This is a genomic window from Vibrio sp. 1731 (genome assembly GCF_033339955.1).
Classification (GTDB): domain Bacteria; phylum Pseudomonadota; class Gammaproteobacteria; order Enterobacterales; family Vibrionaceae; genus Vibrio; species Vibrio alginolyticus.
In genome coordinates this window covers 33608-51655 of sequence record NZ_JAWOVO010000005.1, presented here as the reverse complement: position 1 = coordinate 51655, position 18048 = coordinate 33608, and the positions used below count along the sequence as shown (strand labels likewise).

The 18048-nt window shown below is 43.6% G+C and carries 16 protein-coding genes and 1 pseudogene; 15 read left to right on the top strand and 2 right to left on the bottom strand.

All coding sequences use genetic code 11. From position 1 onward, the window contains the following. Positions 1–2 precede the first annotated feature (2 nt). From R7035_RS07560 to R7035_RS07490, 15 genes and pseudogenes are all read left to right on the top strand, one after another. Positions 3–1040 carry a polysaccharide biosynthesis protein gene (locus R7035_RS07560; protein ID WP_262602466.1) on the top strand — a complete coding sequence of 346 codons (1038 nt, stop codon included), beginning with the start codon at positions 3–5 and terminating at the stop codon, positions 1038–1040. Position 1041: 1 nt separating this feature from the next. After that, positions 1042–1914, top strand: a complete 873-nt coding sequence (locus tag R7035_RS07555; RefSeq protein WP_262602467.1) for a dTDP-4-dehydrorhamnose reductase family protein — start codon at positions 1042–1044, stop codon at positions 1912–1914. After that, complete coding sequence (gene wecB, locus R7035_RS07550) at positions 1907–3037, top strand: non-hydrolyzing UDP-N-acetylglucosamine 2-epimerase (protein ID WP_262602468.1); 1131 nt, start codon at positions 1907–1909, stop codon at positions 3035–3037. The genes R7035_RS07555 and wecB overlap by 8 nt, the downstream gene beginning before the upstream one ends. Beyond that, positions 3037–4233 (top strand): glycosyltransferase family 4 protein, encoded by a 1197-nt coding sequence (locus tag R7035_RS07545; protein WP_262602469.1) that lies wholly within the window; start codon positions 3037–3039, stop codon positions 4231–4233. Before wecB ends, R7035_RS07545 begins: the two co-directional genes overlap by 1 nt. Positions 4234–4243: 10 nt before the next feature. Further along, a complete protein-coding gene (locus tag R7035_RS07540) occupies positions 4244–4669 on the top strand; it encodes a WbuC family cupin fold metalloprotein (RefSeq protein WP_262602470.1) in 426 nt (141 codons plus the stop codon). 84 nt (positions 4670–4753) lie between these two features. Next, a protein-coding gene (locus R7035_RS07535; protein WP_262602471.1) for an IS3 family transposase occupies positions 4754–5877 on the top strand; the annotation gives its coding sequence in 2 pieces (ribosomal slippage) (positions 4754–5006 and positions 5006–5877; 1125 coding nt in all). A gap of 145 nt (positions 5878–6022) precedes the next feature. After that, positions 6023–8188: a polysaccharide biosynthesis tyrosine autokinase gene (locus tag R7035_RS07530; RefSeq protein ID WP_262602472.1), complete on the top strand. Its 2166-nt coding sequence runs from the start codon at positions 6023–6025 to the stop codon at positions 8186–8188. A gap of 282 nt (positions 8189–8470) precedes the next feature. Further along, a pseudogene (locus R7035_RS07525) lies at positions 8471–9256 on the top strand (ISAs1 family transposase); the annotation flags it as partial. A gap of 151 nt (positions 9257–9407) precedes the next feature. Continuing rightward, positions 9408–10688 (top strand): Vi polysaccharide biosynthesis UDP-N-acetylglucosamine C-6 dehydrogenase TviB, encoded by a 1281-nt coding sequence (gene tviB, locus R7035_RS07520; protein WP_262602473.1) that lies wholly within the window; start codon positions 9408–9410, stop codon positions 10686–10688. Between the two features lie 32 nt (positions 10689–10720). Further along, positions 10721–11116 carry a four helix bundle protein gene (locus R7035_RS07515; protein ID WP_262602474.1) on the top strand — a complete coding sequence of 132 codons (396 nt, stop codon included), beginning with the start codon at positions 10721–10723 and terminating at the stop codon, positions 11114–11116. Positions 11117–11153: 37 nt separating this feature from the next. Next, entirely contained in the window at positions 11154–12176 is a 1023-nt protein-coding gene (locus R7035_RS07510) for an NAD-dependent epimerase/dehydratase family protein (protein WP_262602475.1), read from the top strand. Between the two features lie 7 nt (positions 12177–12183). Beyond that, entirely contained in the window at positions 12184–12402 is a 219-nt protein-coding gene (locus R7035_RS07505; protein WP_262602476.1) for a hypothetical protein, read from the top strand. Between the two features lie 77 nt (positions 12403–12479). After that, positions 12480–13886, top strand: a complete 1407-nt coding sequence (gene tnpC, locus R7035_RS07500; RefSeq protein WP_262602477.1) for an IS66 family transposase — start codon at positions 12480–12482, stop codon at positions 13884–13886. Between the two features lie 131 nt (positions 13887–14017). Further along, positions 14018–14227 carry a hypothetical protein gene (locus R7035_RS07495; protein WP_262602478.1) on the top strand — a complete coding sequence of 70 codons (210 nt, stop codon included), beginning with the start codon at positions 14018–14020 and terminating at the stop codon, positions 14225–14227. 193 nt (positions 14228–14420) lie between these two features. Further along, positions 14421–15551, top strand: a complete 1131-nt coding sequence (locus tag R7035_RS07490; RefSeq protein WP_203346727.1) for an ISAs1 family transposase — start codon at positions 14421–14423, stop codon at positions 15549–15551. Between the two features lie 577 nt (positions 15552–16128). Here R7035_RS07490 and R7035_RS07485 read toward each other — a convergent pair. Then, positions 16129–16746, bottom strand: a complete 618-nt coding sequence (locus R7035_RS07485; protein WP_262602479.1) for a hypothetical protein — start codon at positions 16744–16746, stop codon at positions 16129–16131. Continuing rightward, the gene (locus R7035_RS07480) at positions 16743–17906 is read right to left on the bottom strand and encodes a site-specific integrase (protein WP_262602480.1); all 1164 of its coding nucleotides are present in this window, start codon (positions 17904–17906) and stop codon (positions 16743–16745) included. The genes R7035_RS07485 and R7035_RS07480 overlap by 4 nt, the downstream gene beginning before the upstream one ends. Positions 17907–18048 lie beyond the last annotated feature (142 nt).

The following is an 18048-nucleotide window of genomic DNA, read 5'->3' as shown; positions in this document are numbered from 1 at the left end:
ATATGTTTAATAATAAAGTTTTACTTATCACTGGCGGAACTGGCTCTTTTGGTAACGCTGTGTTACGCCGGTTTTTAAATACAGAAATAAATGAGATTCGTATATTTTCTCGTGACGAGAAGAAACAAGACGATATGCGTAAACTCTTTCAATCTGATAAGCTGAAGTTTTACATTGGTGATGTCCGTGACTACCAAAGTGTTTCAAATGCTATGCGCGGTGTTGATTATGTGTATCATGCTGCTGCGTTGAAGCAAGTCCCCTCTTGTGAGTTTTATCCTTTAGAAGCCGTTAAAACGAACGTTCTCGGCACAGAGAATGTGCTCGAAGCAGCGATCAATCATGGCGTTGAACGTGTTGTATGTTTAAGTACAGATAAAGCGGTATACCCGATCAACGCAATGGGCATTTCTAAAGCGATGATGGAAAAGGTGATTGTTGCGAAGAGTCGTAATTTAGAACACACCAATACGACGGTTTGTGGCACCCGTTACGGTAACGTTATGGCTTCTCGTGGTTCTGTGATTCCTTTGTTTATTCGCCAGGTTGTTAACGGTGAGCCGATTACGATTACTGAACCAAATATGACGCGTTTTATGATGACGCTAGATGATGCAGTGGATCTAGTTCTATATGCGTTTGAAAATGGCTCAAACGGTGATATTTTTGTGCAAAAAGCTCCTGCTGCGACGATTGAAGTCTTAGTACAAGCCCTGCTTGAAATTCTTGATAAACCAGACCACGAAGTTAACATCATTGGTACTCGTCATGGTGAGAAACAATATGAAGCTTTATGTAGTCGCGAGGAGATGTTTGTTGCACAGGATCAAGGCGTATACTACCGTATCCCTGCTGATAATCGTGACTTAAACTACTCAAAGTATTTTGAGGAAGGTGAGAAAGATCTTTCTAAAATCGAAGATTATAACTCTCATAATACTGAGCGGCTCGATGTTGAAGGAATGAAGCTGTTGTTAAGGAAGCTAGATTTCATCCGTGAAATTGAAGCGGGTAACATTACTGTTCCAGAAGGTGTATAACGTGAAAGTTCTTGTTATTGGGGCGACAGGGATGTTGGGTTATAGCATCTTTTCAAATTTATCAGAATTATCAAACCTCGACGTGTATGGCACAGTTCGAAGCGTAAATGGGGTAGAGCACTTCTTCCCATCAACAGATAAACTGATTCCTAATGTTGACGTGAAAGATTTCGCCACGTTAGAAAAAGCAGTTTTAGGTGTTAAACCTGACGTTGTCATCAACTGTATTGGCCTCATCAAGCAGTATGATGTTTCTAAGCAGCACGTTGAAGCTATCGAAATCAATGCTTTGCTTCCCCATAAAATTGCACTTCTGTGTGATTCTATCCAAGCACGTTTAGTCCACTTTTCAACGGACTGTGTTTTCGATGGTAAGACGGGTAATTACTTAGAGTCTGATTTACCTACTGCAACGGATTTGTATGGCAAATCAAAATGCCTCGGTGAAGTGGATTATGGTAAACATGTGACTCTGCGTACTTCAATCATAGGCCATGAGCTAAAATCTTCTGTGAGCCTCATTGATTGGTTCTTAAGCCAAGAAGGTTCTGTAAAAGGTTTCTCGAAGGCCGTATTCTCAGGTCTTCCAACCGCTTATATTGCCAAAGTACTAGCAGATTATGTACTGCCCAACCCATCGTTGTCCGGCCTGTACCAATTATCGGTAGACTCTATCGATAAATTTTCTTTGCTCTCGAAAGTTGCAGATGTTTATAGCAAGCAGATTAAAATTGAGAAATTTGAAGACTTTGTGATGGACCGTTCACTTAATTCAACGAAGTTCCGTGAAGAGACTGGGTTCGTAGTACCTAATTGGGATGAGTTGGTCGCCTTTATGCACACAGATTACCGCAAGAGATACAGCAATGAATAAATTAAAAGTAGTAACCGTCGTTGGCACTCGCCCAGAGATTATTCGCCTATCAAGAACCATTGCTAAGTTGGATGAATATACGGATCACACCTTAGTTCATACAGGTCAAAACTATGACTATGAACTGAACCAAATCTTTTTTGATGATCTGGGTATCCGCTCTCCTGATGTCTTCCTAGAATGTGCGGGTGGGACTGCAGCTGAAACGATGGCTCAGGTTATCAGTAAATCAGATAAGCTTTTTGAAGAAATCAAGCCTGAAGCCGTATTGATTTTGGGTGATACCAACAGTGCCCTTTCTGCAATTTCAGCAAAGCGTAAAAAGATCCCTATCTTCCATATGGAAGCGGGTAACCGTTGTTTCGATTTACGCGTTCCAGAAGAAATTAACCGTAAGATTGTTGATCACATCTCTGATGTGAACCTGCCTTACAGTGATATTGCACGTGATTATCTATTGCGTGAAGGGATTAGCCCTGACTTTATCGTTAAAACGGGCAGCCCGATGGATGAAGTATTGAATCACTACGAGGAAAAAATTGCACAGTCAGATGTTTTAAGTCGCCTAGAACTGACCACTGAAGGTTACTTCTTGGTGAGTGTGCATCGTGAAGAGAACGTGGATTCTGAGCGCAACATTAATAACTATGTGTTAGCGCTGAATACGATTGCTGAAAAGTATAATCTGCCTATCATCGTTTCAACTCACCCAAGAACGCGTAAGAAGATTGAGCTACTAAATCTAGAGTTCCATCCTTTAGTTCGCCTGATGAAGCCGCTAGGTTTCAGCGATTACATTCGCCTGCAGAAAGAAGCGAAAGTCGTTTTAAGTGATAGCGGTACGATTACGGAAGAGTCTTCGATTTTAAACTTCCCTGCTATCAACATCCGTGAAGCTCAAGAACGACCTGAAGGGTTTGAAGAGGGGGCTGCGATGTTTACAGGGATGAGTGTAGAGCGAATTCTACAAGCGATTGAAATATTAGGTGATCAACCAAGAGGCGAAGATCGTTTGTTGAACAAAGTCGCTGACTATATTGCACCAAATGTTTCTGACAAGGTACTTCGTACAATTCTAAGCTACACCGACTATGTTAACCGCGTTGTTTGGAAAAAACAGTAATGCACTTAGCGTTAATTATTGATGACTACCTGCCACACAGCACACGTGTGGCAGCCAAAATGTTTCATGAGTTAGCAAAGCAATTTGTACTTATGGGGCATCAAGTGACAGTGATTGCACCAGGCGTAGAGCAAAAATCTCAGTTAGAAATTTCCGAGTATGATGGTGTAACTGTTTGGCGCTTTTCGAGTGGCGCTATCAAGGATGTTGGTAAAGTCAAAAGGGCAATAAACGAAACGCTATTATCGACCAAAGCCTGGAGTGCAATATCCAATAATATTGCACCAGACACCTTTGATGGAGTCATTTACTATTCGCCTTCCATTTTTTTTGGGAATTTGGTTAAAAAAATAAAGAGCCGTTGTCAGTGCCCTTCGTACTTAATTTTAAGAGACTTATTCCCTCAATGGGTTATTGATGCTGGAATGGTGAAGCAAGGTTCTGCCATTGAGCGTTATTTTCGATTCTTTGAAGCTAAATCTTATCAGCAAGCAGATACGATTGGCTTAATGTCTGACAAGAATCTAGAGTTGTTCAATGATTTGACAGGTGGTCGATATCCAACTGAGATATTGCGTAATTGGGCGTCTCTTGAGCCTCATGAGAGCCGAGAAGAAGGGAGGTATAAAAGAAAGTTAGGTCTTCAAAACAAGGTCGTTTTCTTCTATGGCGGTAACATAGGGCATGCTCAAGATATGGGCAATTTGATGCGACTTGCCAAAGCGATGCAACCCTACCGTGATGCACATTTTCTGTTCGTCGGTCAAGGGGATGAAGTTGAATTGATAAATCAACAGGCATCAGATTGGAATCTCACTAATTTCTCTTATTTACCATCCGTGAATCAAAATGAATTCAAAGAAATTCTAGCTGAAATGGACGTTGGTTTATTCTCTTTAGCTGCGAACCATACGGCGCACAACTTTCCCGGCAAACTTTTAGGCTACATGGTTCAGTCGTTGCCTATTTTAGGTAGCGTTAATGCCGGCAACGACTTGCTGGATATTGTAAACAACAATGAAGCCGGTCTTATTACGGTCAATGGCGAAGACGAAGCGCTATTTAAAAATGCAGTGAAATTAATGGATTTACCTACTCGACAAGCGATTGGCTCATCTGCATATGACTTGCTGGAAGCTGAATTTTCTGTGGAAAGTATTGCTAAGAGTCTAGAACTTACTTTAAGCCGAAATTAGTGGAGCTCGCATGGATCACCTACTGACATCTAGATTTGATGAGTTATTTGTAGAAGCAGAGAAGTCTTCCAGGCGACGATCTCACCTTAACTTACATGCGTGTTATGAAGATAAGGTGCAACGCCTTCTTATCGCCATGGTTTGTGGTAGTTATGTTGAGCCTCATTATCATGAGCTTCCGCATCAGTGGGAGTTGTTCACGGTTTTGCAAGGCATTGTTAGGGTGGACAACTATTCTAAATGTGGCGAGATTTTGTCATCGAGATATCTAGGTGAAGGTCAAGATTCTATGATGGTTACGGTCCAGCCTCATGAAATCCATAGCGTTGAATGCATTAGTGATAAAGCGCTTCTGCTTGAAGTGAAGGAGGGGCCTTTTGAGCCTAAATTTGCGAAGACATTTCCTAAGTTTTTTGAGAAAGAGTCCAATACATAAGCAATAGAAGTGGTCCCCGATTTTCGGACATGACTTTAAGTGATTGATCTGTTTTGATAGTACCCAGAAATACTGGAGCAGATTATGACTAGAAAACGCAGAAACCACTCTCCCGAATTTAAAGCTAAGGTGGCATTGGCTGCCGCTAAAGGTGATAAAACTGTCGCTGAGTTAGCACAGAAGTACAACCTGCATCCCAACCAGATCTCAACATGGAAGAAAGAGCTGCTTGAAAATGCAGCCATGATCTTGGCCTCTGAAAGTCAGTTGGGCAAAGACAATTCTGAAGAAGTGGACAAACTCCACGCTAAGATCGGTCAATTGACCATGGAAAATGATTTTTTGGCGAAAGTGCTCGGTCGTTAGATCGAGCACAGCGAAAGAGTTCGCTGGATAAATCCACCCAACTACCGATAAAGCGCCAGTGCGAGCTTCTCAATATTGCTCGCTCTACGGCTTATTACCAGCCCATCGAACTTTCTGCTGAGGAGATTGAATTGCGTCGTATGATTGACGAAATTCACCTTCAGTATCCGTTCATGGGCAGTAGGCGTGTTCGAACTGAGCTGGCTAAGAAAGGCCATAAGGTTAATCGCAAGCGTATCGTTCGGATCATGCGTGAAATGGGCATTGGAGCAATTTATCCCAAGCCAAAAACGACACTGGCGAACAAAGCACACAAGGTTTATCCCTACCTATTGCGTGACATCGAAGTTACTTACCCCAACCAAGCGTGGGCAATCGATATCACGTATGTCCCGATGGCTAAAGGGTTCCTCTACCTTGTTGCCATCATCGATTGGTATAGCCGTAAGGTGCTGTCTTGGCGGTTATCTAACACCATGGATACTAGCTTTTGTATCGAAGCTCTTGAAGAAGCGCTTAAGCACTACGGACCACCCGATATCTTCAACTCAGATCAATGCAGTCAGTTTACCAGCACTGAGTTCACACAGAAGTTGATCGACCATAATGTACGGATCAGCATGGATGGGAAAGGTCGTTGGATCGACAATGTTTTCATCGAACGATTATGGCGAAGCCTGAAATATGAGGAGATTTACTTAAAAGCTTATACCACACCTCGTGAAGCCGAGCTTGAAATCGGTCACTACATGGTGTTTTATAATGAGGAGCGTAACCATCAGGGACTCAATAACCTTACCCCTGATGAAGCCTACTTCGGCAGGCAGAGATACGCAGCATGAGCTGGATCAACCACTTAAGGAATTAGCTTATGTGTCCAACCATTGGGGTCCACTTCTGTGCTTACTTCCCGAGTGAAACCCACAAGTTACTTATCGAATTACCCCACTAGGGGCGATTGTTTTAACATAAGAATCAGCATCAATTATGACAACACCACAACAAAGACCCGCTACAGAAGCCGCTTCAGACGTAGTAGACTTAGGCAAACTGTTTGGCATCTTGTTAGACGCGAAATGGACCATTTTAGTCACCACCTTTTTATTTGCTGTCGGAGGGGGAGCTGTCGCACTGTTATCCACACCTGTTTACAAAGCGGATGCGCTGCTGCAAATTGAGTCTAAAAACTCAGGAGGCATTGGCTCTTTAGTTGGGGACATGGGCGAGCTTTTCGCGCAAGAGTCTTCTGCGACGACAGAAATTGAGATCATCAAATCACGTATGATTTTAGGCGACACGGTTGATAAGTTTAATTTAACCACCGTTGTTACACCTGATTACTTCCCAGTTATCGGTAAAGGCTTAGCGCGTATGTCGGGCGAAGTGAATCAGATAGCGGTCAGCCGTTATGTAACGCCTGACCTTGCGATGGGATTAAAGCATCGTTTAGTGGTAACAGACGCTGAAAAGCAAACCTATCAGTTAATTCGTGAAGATGAACAGGTTGTGCTAGAGGGAGAAGCCGGTAAGTTAGCTAAGAGCAATGGCTACGAGTTGTTTATCACCTCAATCCGTTCAAAGGATGGGCAAGAGTTTAATATTGCTAAACGCAGTCGTTTAAGTGTTATTGGATGGCTAACGCAAAATCTTTCTATTAGCGAACTTGGTAAGCAGACCGGGATATTACAACTGAGTTTTGTTGGCGAAGACCGCAGCCAAATTGCCAATATCCTCAATCATATTAGCCAAACTTACTTTCTACAAAATGTAGAACGACAATCGGCTGAAGCAGAACAAAGTTTGGTTTTTCTAAAAGAGCGTCTGCCTGACATCAAGAACAACTTAACGATAGCAGAAGATGCGCTCAACCAATATCGTCAGGCTAACGAGTCTATTGATTTAGGATTAGAAGCTAAGTCAAAGCTGAGTGTTATGGTCGAGCTTGAAGGTCAGTTGAATGAACTGACATTCAAAGAGAGCGAGATTAGCCAGCGCTTTACCACAGACCACCCTGCCTACAAATCTCTATTGGATAAACGTGCAACCTTGTTAAACGAAAAAGAACGTTTAAACCAGCAAATTCAAAAGTTACCAAAAACCCAACGTGAAGTGCTGCGCATGACACGTGATGTTGAAGTGAACCAACAAATTTATATTCAACTGCTTAATAAAGTGCAGGAGTTAAGCATTGTTAAAGCCGGTACGGTGGGTAATGTACGCATTCTCGATAGCGCACAAGCTTATGCTGCACCTATTAAACCGAGAAAGCCGAAAATTGTTGTGTTGGCTATTTTGATGGGCGGGATGCTGAGTGTGGCATTTGTACTGGTTAAGGCTGCACTTCATAGAGGTGTGGAATCTCCTGATCAGATTGAAGCAATCGGATTAGCCGTATACGCCAGCGTGCCAAAATCGGTGCTGCAACTTGAAATCGCCAATAACTCTAAGCGTAAAAAGCAGAGCAAGGAGCAGTCATTGCTGGCAGAGGTTAACCCTGCCGATCTTTCTATCGAAGCACTACGTGGTTTACGCACCAGCCTCCATTTTGCGATGATGGAAGCGAAAAATAATGTAGTTATGATCTCCGGCCCAGCACCAGGTATTGGTAAGTCATTTATTTCTAACAACTTTGCGGCAGTGACGGCGAAAACTGGGCAAAAAGTATTGCTTGTCGATGCAGATATGCGCAAAGGCCACTTACAGAACTCGTTAGGAGTCAGTGCGAATAACGGACTGTCGGACATATTGAGCGGTAAAATTGATACCAACCAGGCAGTAAAAGCCACTCCAGTTGAAAACTTAGATGTGATCACCCGCGGCCAGTTACCGCCAAACCCTTCAGAGCTGTTAATGCATCCTCGCCTGAAAGAGTTAATTGATTGGGCAAGCCAAAACTATGACTTAGTGATTTTCGATACACCACCAGTGCTAGCTGTAACTGACCCAAGTATTGTCGGTGCCTTTGCTGGTACGACCTTAATGGTCGCTCGCTTTGGTGAAAATACAGCAAAAGAAATAGATGTTGCGCGCAACCGATTCCAGCAGTCAGGCATTAAGGTAAAAGGCGTTATCTTTAACGCGATCGAGAAAAAAGCTTCAAGCTCTTATGGTTATGGTTATTATAACTATGAGTATTCAAGTAATAACTCCTAAAAGATCAGAACATAAATTGCGTTGGTGCAGAGACTATTAAAACGATTATAGCTAAAGTATGCCTCTCGTTAACAGGGAAAAATCATCAACATGCCCATGTTTAAAGGGTTCATGACGTATTGAGCTCTCAATTTTTGAACGTAACTAGTTAGCGTTATCACATAACAATCAATTGTTCGATGATCGATTTGTAGATCATTTTCAGTGTTTTCTAATACCTCCATAGACAAATTGGAGGTCCAACAATGAGTAACCAGCACCCATTTATGCATTTCGATGTCTAGGGGCTCTTACGATGACTCTCGCGGCCTGGGTGCTATTCACATGGTGAACGCTTTTGCTACTGAAAATGGCGTTAGTCTCGGACAGCATAAAGTTTACGAAAAAAGCAACGAGATCACCGCTATCCCAGAGTTGCTCGAACTGCTTGATATATCAGGCTGTTTGGTCACTATTGATGCTATGGGATGTCAGAAGAAAATCGCTAAAAAAATACTAAACAAAAACGCAGATTACTTATTAGCGGTGAAAGGTAATCAAGGTCGTTTAGAGCAAGCATTCGATAATTATTTCGATATGAGCATGCTACAAAAACACGATGGTGATTCTTATAGCACACAAGAAAAATCGCGTGGCAGACAAGAAACTAGGTTGGCATTAACCAACACAGATTTAAGTGTTTTGGGTGATCTAGAGTTTGATTGGCCCGAGCTAAAAACGATGGGTATCGTTGTTTCTGTGAGGCAAGAAGAAGCCGTGGCGAAAGAGTCAGAAATCACGGTGAGATACTACATTAGCTCGAAGAATTTAAGTGCTAAAGAATTGTTAAATGCAACGCGTTCACATTGGTTGGTCGAGTCGATGCACTGGTCCCTTGATACAACATTTGGTGAAGATGCTTGCCGAAAACGAGCGGAAGAAAGTGCAGAGAACTTTGCAAGGATCAGGCAGATGTGTTTGAACATGCTGAAAAGTGAAACGACTTTGAAAGCGAGTATTAAACACAAAAGAGCGATGTGTGCGATGGATTCTGAGTACATTTTGAAGGTTCTGGCAAGCCTTTATTGACGGGGATGTTCATGATTTTTCCGTGCTCTCGTTAATTACAACAGTGCGCAAGTCCCTATAAGAATAATTAAAAAGAATATAAAAGGCCTCAGACCGAAAGAACTGAGGCCGATAAGAATAAACTTCGAATTAAAACCAAGGAATTATTAAAATGCAATTTGATATTTCGAATGCAAACGTTGGCATTATTGGCTTAGGTTACGTAGGATTACCGCTTGCGGTAGAATTTGGCAAACAATCACCAACTATCGGTTTTGATATCAACCAATCACGTATTGATGAGCTCTCAACTGGCCATGATAGTACATTAGAATGCAGTGATAATGAGTTAGCAGAAGCAAAGTACCTTTCTTACACATCATCCCTCCAAGAATTAAAGCAGTGCAATGTATACATTGTTACTGTGCCGACCCCAATTGATGAGCATAAACAGCCAGATTTGACGCCACTAATCAAAGCGTCTGAAGCATTAGGTAGCGTTGTTAGCCAAGGTGATGTCATCATCTATGAATCAACCGTATACCCTGGAGCAACAGAAGAAGACTGTATTCCGGTTGTTGAGCGTGTTTCTGGTCTTAAATTTAACCAAGACTTTTTCGCTGGTTACTCACCAGAGCGAATCAACCCAGGTGATAAAGAGCACCGTGTAACCAACATTCTTAAAGTCACCAGTGGCTCGACACCTGAAGTCGCAGAATTTGTCGACCAACTATACAAATCAATCATCACTGCGGGGACGCACAAAGCATCGACAATTAAAGTGGCAGAGGCTGCAAAAGTCATCGAAAATACTCAGCGTGATGTAAACATCGCCTTGATCAATGAGCTATCAATCATCTTCAACAAGCTTGGCATCGATACTTTAGAAGTACTGGAAGCTGCGGGCACGAAATGGAACTTTTTACCATTCCGTCCAGGTCTAGTTGGTGGCCACTGTATTGGTGTTGATCCGTACTACCTAACGCACAAAGCGCAAGCGGTAGGCTATCACCCAGAAATGATTTTGGCGGGCCGCCGATTGAACGATGGCATGGGCCAATACGTTGTATCTCAGCTTGTGAAAAAGATGCTGAAAAAACGTATTCATGTAGAAGGTTCAAACGTGCTTGTTATGGGCTTAACGTTTAAAGAAAACTGCCCAGACCTTCGTAACACCAAAGTGGTTGATATTATCTCTGAGCTAAAAGAGTACAACATCAACGTCGATATCATGGACCCTTGGTGTTCAAATGCCGAGGCGCAGCATGAATACGGCTTAACGCTTTGTGAAGAAGAAAAGCAAGACCATTATGACGCGATCATCATGGCAGTCTCTCACAACGAATTTAAACAAATGGGTGTCGATAAAATTCGTGCTTTGGGTAAACCAGAACACGTGTTGTACGACCTGAAATACGTTCTAGATAAAGAAAGCGTAGATATGCGTCTATAAGGAGCTAGGAGCTAGAACCTCAGAGCCGAACCATGAAATTCGAGCAATTAGACGTTTGGAAGCGTTCATCACATTTGGCGAGTAACGTCTATAAACTCATGCGAGATTGCCAAGATTATGGATTTAAAGATCAAATAACGCGATCAGCTTTATCTGTTCCCTCTAATATCGCAGAAGGTCTTGAAAGAGAAACTGCGAAAGAAGAATCAAGGTTTCTCTATTACGCAAAAGGCTCGTTAGGTGAACTCCTTACGCAAACCTATATTGGTATAGACATAGGTTACATCGACAAAGAAAGTGGCTTAGTCATTGTTGCAGAATGCAAAGAGATAGCAGCAATGATCACCGCTTTGATTAAAATCCGGAAAGGTTTTGTTAGGGAAGAAAAGGGAGATTATGTTTCCCTGACCCTAGACCCTAGACCCTAGACCCTAGACCCTAGACCTTCCCCATACGGAAAACACAATGATCAAATACGAACAAATCCAACAAGAGTTACTAGAATCACCAAAAACGTGGTTGGTAACGGGGGTTGCGGGCTTTATTGGCTCAAATCTGCTCGAAAAACTACTTAAGCTGAATCAAACTGTAGTCGGCCTAGATAACTTCGCAACTGGGCACCAATACAACTTAGATGAAGTCCAAAGCTTAGTAACAGAAGCTCAGTGGGATCGTTTTGCCTTTATTGAAGGTGATATTCGCGAACCGAAAACGTGCCAACAAGCGGTAAAAGGCGTTGACTACGTATTACACCAAGCTGCACTCGGTTCTGTGCCTCGCTCTATCGCTGACCCACTAACAACAAATGCCGCGAATATCACCGGCTTTTTAAATATGCTTGATGCTGCAAAAGAAGAGGAGGTAAGCAGTTTTACCTATGCAGCGAGTAGCTCGACATACGGTGACCACCCAGCACTACCAAAAGTCGAAGAAAATATTGGCAATCCGCTTTCTCCGTATGCAGTCACCAAATATGTAAACGAGTTGTATGCAGGCGTGTACGCACGTACTTACGGTTTTAAGACTATTGGCCTTCGTTACTTCAATGTATTTGGTCGTAGGCAAGATCCAAACGGATCTTACGCTGCGGTGATTCCAAAATGGACAGCAGCGATGATTAATGATGAATATGTCTATATTAATGGTGACGGCGAGACAAGCCGAGACTTTTGTTACATTGATAATGTTGTACAAATGAACCTATTAGCAGCAACTGCGAATGAAGACCATAAAGATGAGGTTTATAACGTGGCTGTTGGTGATAGAACTAGTCTCAATACTTTGTTCGATACGTTGAAAGTTTCCCTTGCTGACTGTAGCGTTGTTTATGATCGTCAACCTATCTACCAGGATTTTCGTGTCGGTGATGTACGTCATTCTCAAGCGGATATTAGCAAAGCACAACAAAAATTGGGGTATACACCAAGCTACCGAATTTATGATGGCATAGGGCAATCTATGCCTTGGTATGCTGCAACCTTAGGTTGATAATACGATGACAGTTTCAAATCAGTCAGTAGCTTCTTCAGTCGAAGAAAGTCAGCTAACCCAGGTAGACAAAGCTGAAGTTGGTAACCGCGCTCGAAAAGGAGTGAAATGGACTGCGCTACAAATTATTGCTCGTAACGTTCTGAGTTTGGGGACGACGGCCGTGCTAGCAAGGTTACTTAGTCCCGGCGACTTTGGGTGTAACTATTCACCCGCAAGGTCTTGACAGCAAAGTTATGTGACTGAGTTAACTTGATCCCACATCCAACTTGAGTGATCTTTTTGTGGTGGCAATCTGGTGGTATGAATAAGAAAACATTACCTCCACCGCCAGATTTCGATTCGCCTGAAGAAACGAAACACATCATCCACTTTTTATGGAATAAGCTGGCAGAGCTTGAAGACCGACTAAATCAAAATAGTCGAAACTCTTCTGTGCCATCATCCCAACAACCCCTTCATAATAAAGCAAAGAATACCTCTCCGAACCGGAAGACATCTGGAAAAAAGCAAGGAGCTCAACCAGGTCATAAAGGCTATCGCCGTCTACTTCATCCTATTGAAGACAGTGCCTCGGTTGAGCAATACTTACCGAACAAGATATGCCATTGCGGTGGGTGTGTTATTCCAAATCGAAAACCTTATAAACGACACCAGATTTTCGATTTGCCCGATATCTCTTACACACTTGTTGAGCATCAAGTCTTTAAAGGCGAGTGCTCATGGTGTGGTGATAAACATCAAGCCGAGCTTCCAGAGTCTGTGCCTGATGTTCAAATGGGCCCAAATCTACATAGCTTTATCGCAATCCAAGCGACGCAGCACCACCAAAGCATAGGTAAAATACAATCTATGTTGAAAGACGTCTTCCAGCTTAACTTCTCAACAGGTGCAATATCAGCGGCGCAAGGACGAGTCACTGAATACTTAGCCGATACACATACTCAAATCCATGAAACAGTCAAAGCATCTAAACTGATTATGGCTGATGAGACTTCACATCAGCGCAATAATGATAAACGCTGGATGTGGGCAGCACTAAGCAATGACGTCGCCTTTTTCCAAATTAACAGCGGAAGAAACCAACATGCAGCCAAACGACTACTTGGTGAAGCGGTTTCACACCTTTTAGTGACTGACCAATATTCTGCCTACAAATATATCGATGAATCTAAGCGCCAATTATGCTGGGCTCACATATTAAGGAACGTCATCGCTATCGAGGAGAGCGTTTGTCCTGAAAACCAAAAAATAGGCGAAAAGCTCGCTTTAATCGCTCATAGCGTATTCAGGTGTCATCACCGATATATCGAAGAAAAAATTACCGAAAGCCAATATTACCGGCGACTCAGGCGATTACGAAAGAGCTGGCTTCATTGGCTGAAATTGGGTAGTTATCAATGCACAAAACGATATCGAGGTAGATGTCGAAACCTCATCGCTGATGATGCTATGGTCTGGCGGTTTATGGACGACTCCGAGTGCCCGTTAACAAACAATGCAGCGGAGCGAGTTCTCCGCAATTACATACTGATGAGGAAATGTTGTTACGTGACTCGCTCATATCGAGGCGACCAGTTCCGTGAACGAATGTTCTCGCTGATAGAAACAGCCAAACTTCAGCAGCTCTCTGCTTATAAATGGCTGCGTGAAATCGTCGAACATCACATGTCGAACGTCGATTATCAGGCACCAGTATTTCTAGCGTAAACCGACGTCAATAGCTCGTGGGTGAATAGTTACAGGTTGACGAAGGGTCACTGCCTTACCGTTCCTGATATCACCTGACCATCGAGCAGGGTTTAGCTTGGGCTTATGAATGTCCAACCAAAGAGGCCTAGTTGTTCAACCCTGTTAACACCAAAGATTTGCGCGAGGCGTTCAATCAGGCGCTGCTCGCGGATGCCTCACATCAACCGGTACCAGATGCGATTCTTACCGAGGTGCTTGAGGCGTTTCGTAAAGAGCGAGTTGATGCGGCGCGTTTTCATCAACAGTTGATGAGTATTGATCCCTTCGATTTTTTTGCTGCTGAAGACGATTGGTTTTAGCCCAACTGAGCCCGTTGGGCAGGGCAATCGCATGAAAGTTCCCATTTTTAAAGGGCTCTCGTCAAATTAGTATCTTCTAATTTACAAGGCGTTTCTTCTACATTCATCACAACATTGGAAACTCATTAAGGATCAATTTGTAGATCATTTTGAGTGATTTTGAATGGTTCTGTAACTTAAACGGAGCCAGATTATGACGACAATAACGAACCCATTTATGCATTTCGAAGTGATAAAAGATTACCGTCAAGCCGCTAAGGTAGAACACAAATTGTCAGACATTATTTTATTGACGATCTGTGGTGTGCTATCCGGTTTTGATACCTGGGAAGGTATCTGTGATTTTGGTGAAAGCCGAACCGATTTTCTTAAGTCATTGGGTGATTTTGACAATGGCATTCCGTCGTCAGATACCATCGCTCGCGTCATGGGCATGGTGAGCCCGTCAGCGATGCAAAAGGCATTCATCAGTTGGATGAAAGATTGTCATCAAATCACAGATGGCGAAGTGGTAGCAATCGATGGAAAAACCGTTCGCGGTTCTTACAATAAATCTGAAGAGCGCTCAGCAATTCATATGGTGAACGCCTTTGCCACGGCGCAAGGTCTTTGTCTTGGGCAATCTAAAGTTGATTGCAAAACCAATGAAATTACAGAGATCCCCAAGTTGTTGGAATTGCTAAATATATCTGGTTGCTTAGTGACGATTGATGCAATGGGTTGTCAGAGAAAAATCGCCCAAAAGATAGTCGATAAAAATGCTGATTACTTACTTGCAGTGAAAGGAAATCAAGGTTCACTGGAGAAAGCGATAGGTGAGTTTTATCGCCCCTCAATGCTGCAGGGATTTGCAGAGGGAGACAGCTATGCGAGCCAGGAAAAAGGGCATGGGCGTGAGGAAACACGCTGTGCATTAGTGACGAATGAGCTGTCATTTTTAGGTGATTTAGAGCATGAATGGCCGGCGCTAAAAAGCGTGGGTATCATGGTTAATATGCGTAAAACAGAAGGGTCCGCGACAGAGGAAGATATGTCGGTTCGCTTTTACATCAGTTCAAAGAAACTTAGTGCGAAAGAACTGCATGATGCAACGCGTTCTCACTGGGGAATCGAGTCGATGCACTGGCAGTTGGATGTTAGTTTCAGAGAAGATGCATGTCGCATTCGAGTCGATGATCGCGCAGAGGCTTTTTCAAGGATCAGACAGGCGTGTTTGAACCTTTTAAAGCAAGAAACGAGCTTTAAGGGAGGCATTCAACGTAAACGAATGAAGTGTGCGATGGATGTAAACTACTTAAGCAAGGTTCTCAGAGCCCTTGAATAACGAGGATGTTCATGCGATTTCCGTGGCCCGTTGGGTCAATCTTGCTTGGACTTTTTGCATCGACTCTCCTTTCAGATTATTCCTGTGTGCGTTGTGTGTGAGGCAAAATCGTCTTGTTATTAGTTTTTTCATTTCAATTTACTGTAATTTTTTTTACAGTAAATATTTTACGATACTGTCTTGATCGTTGCCTGAACTCTGGATATGCGCCAGATACTCAGCAAAATAAAGGGATAGAACAATGTGGGTCTTTTCCATGGATCCAGAGCCTTTATACTCAAACCTTGTGCCTTGAACTCCTGATAATGGCTGCCTGACATATGATTGAGCAGCCCTACGGCAAATAAACACAACTTATCTATTATCGCCGATTTCAAATTGCCCCACCAGGGGAATCAATATCCTGACCCTGATTTTATCGCGCTATTATTACAAAAGCGGTCCTTCTGAAGGTAGTTGGCGCTGTCGTGCTCCAGTTTTATTCAGAGCACCGATTGGCTGGTCGGTGCTCCCTCTCTGCCTCTTTCCTATCTATTGTTATTTATCGGGGTTCTTTCGTTTTTATTGTTTGGTTACCTCAATGTGGTGAGGGATAGCAACAATGCCAAAATTGAAACCCCAATGCCTTGAAGGGCAAGAACGGTTTCTCACTGCAAAACACCACCCACCGAGTTTCAACATCCACGACGATGACCATTCGTTCGCTGTATCCGACGAGATTGTCAGGACTATAAGACTGTTGCTCCATCGCGAGGCACATGGCCTGGGTCAAGCTAAGGTGTTGTAGCCACAAGTCTCCCTGATTGACGGGATATGCTCGGCAGCAACATGACGCCGACGCGAGCCAAAATTTAATTAACGGCAAATCGGGATAGTGGTGGTGTAACTCAAGGTCAAAATAACAATGGCTCTGAGAACCGAAACATGCGGTTACGTGGTCATTGAGAGCATGAAACAAAGTAGTATCGTTTCGGTATTGCTGCCAGCCGCGCTGAGCATAAAGCGACAGGCTGTCTTGTAAAAGCGCCGAAGGGTGCAAATCAAAGGGCTCCTCGGATTGCCACCAAAGCCGTTGTACATCCTGAGATAAGCCTCCTAATGCGATGATGAGCAGCGTATTGTCGTGAGCGTGTTGAAAATCAAGCAAGCTATGGAGCTTATCCCATTGCGCTTCAAATGAGAGGCCATCATTCATAGAAAACCCTCCTTCTTCATCAATTCATTAAACGCACTGCCATCGCTTCTTGACGCATTGGCGACATAGGGCGCATACACTTTGAATAATAAGCGTGTATCGCTGTGGCCAAGCATGTGAGAGATATAAAGCGGGTTTTCGTGTGCGGCGATATGAAGCACGGCGGCGGTATGTCTGGTTTCATAGGGACGTCGGCGTCTAAGCCCGGCTTTTTCGAGGGTCGGGTACCAAATCTTCTTACTGATAAAGTGGGTGTCGAGCGGTTTTCCTTGGTGCGTGAACACAAAAGGGGAGTCATCCGTTTTTTGAGCTTTAAGGCGGGTGAATATCTCCAATAGGGTGTCACACATTTTAAGCTCTCGGCGTGATTTCGGGGTTTTGACTTCGCCCAGTTCGCCATTGACCATGTTCTGACGAACACGAATGAGGCGGTGGTCAAAGTCGATGTGCTCCCAGTGCAGGCCATGAATTTCACAACTACGGATCCCAGTCCAGAAACGGACAATAAAATAGTCGCGCCATTCGGCAGGCACCGTCACCAGAAAATGCTGAACCTCCTGTATGGTCATCGGGTGAGAATCGGCTTTTTCTTCTTTGAGCGTTTTATAGCGGCGAAGCGGGTAGGTAAATTGATGCTCATCTGCGGCGAGGCCTAAAATGGAGACCAGCGGCCAAAAGATGCCGTTGATACGTTTATTTGAGAGCTTGCGATTGCCCTTGTCGTCCAGTTGGTTGATTAAGGTTTCTCGAAAGAATTCCACATTGGCTAACGTCACTTCATTAATGAGCGTATTACCAAAGGCGGGAATAAGATAACGGTCTAGGGTGTTGCGCACCGTATTTTGATAGCTGCTTTTCCATTTGCCTTTTTGGCGGTCAAACCATTGATTAGCAAAATCATCGAAAAACGGATAGAGACGGTCAGGGTGTTTTTCTCGTTGCAGCGTTTCAAAGAGGGGCACTTTTTTGCTGTCGGGGAAATAGTCGCGGTACTGGAAGGTGTTGAGGTCAATCTCAGCATTCATCTGCTTGAGAGTCGCTTTGGCTTGACTGAGGTTTTTCGGTGTCGCCATCAGCTTCGTGCCTTCACGAAAGCGGCGACCATACAAATGAAGATCGAATTGAATACGCCCGTTGGGGCGAATACGAATGTGCGCCATGGTGGCCTCCATCAGTGTGGGATCCATAAATAGATCTGTCCCTGACCGATGGAATTCGTTAGAATTGTGCCATCGGCTGGGTCGGGTTTAAGGTCCTCGCAGCCGGTACGGGGTAGGGAGGTTGCCGCCTTCCTATCCCAAC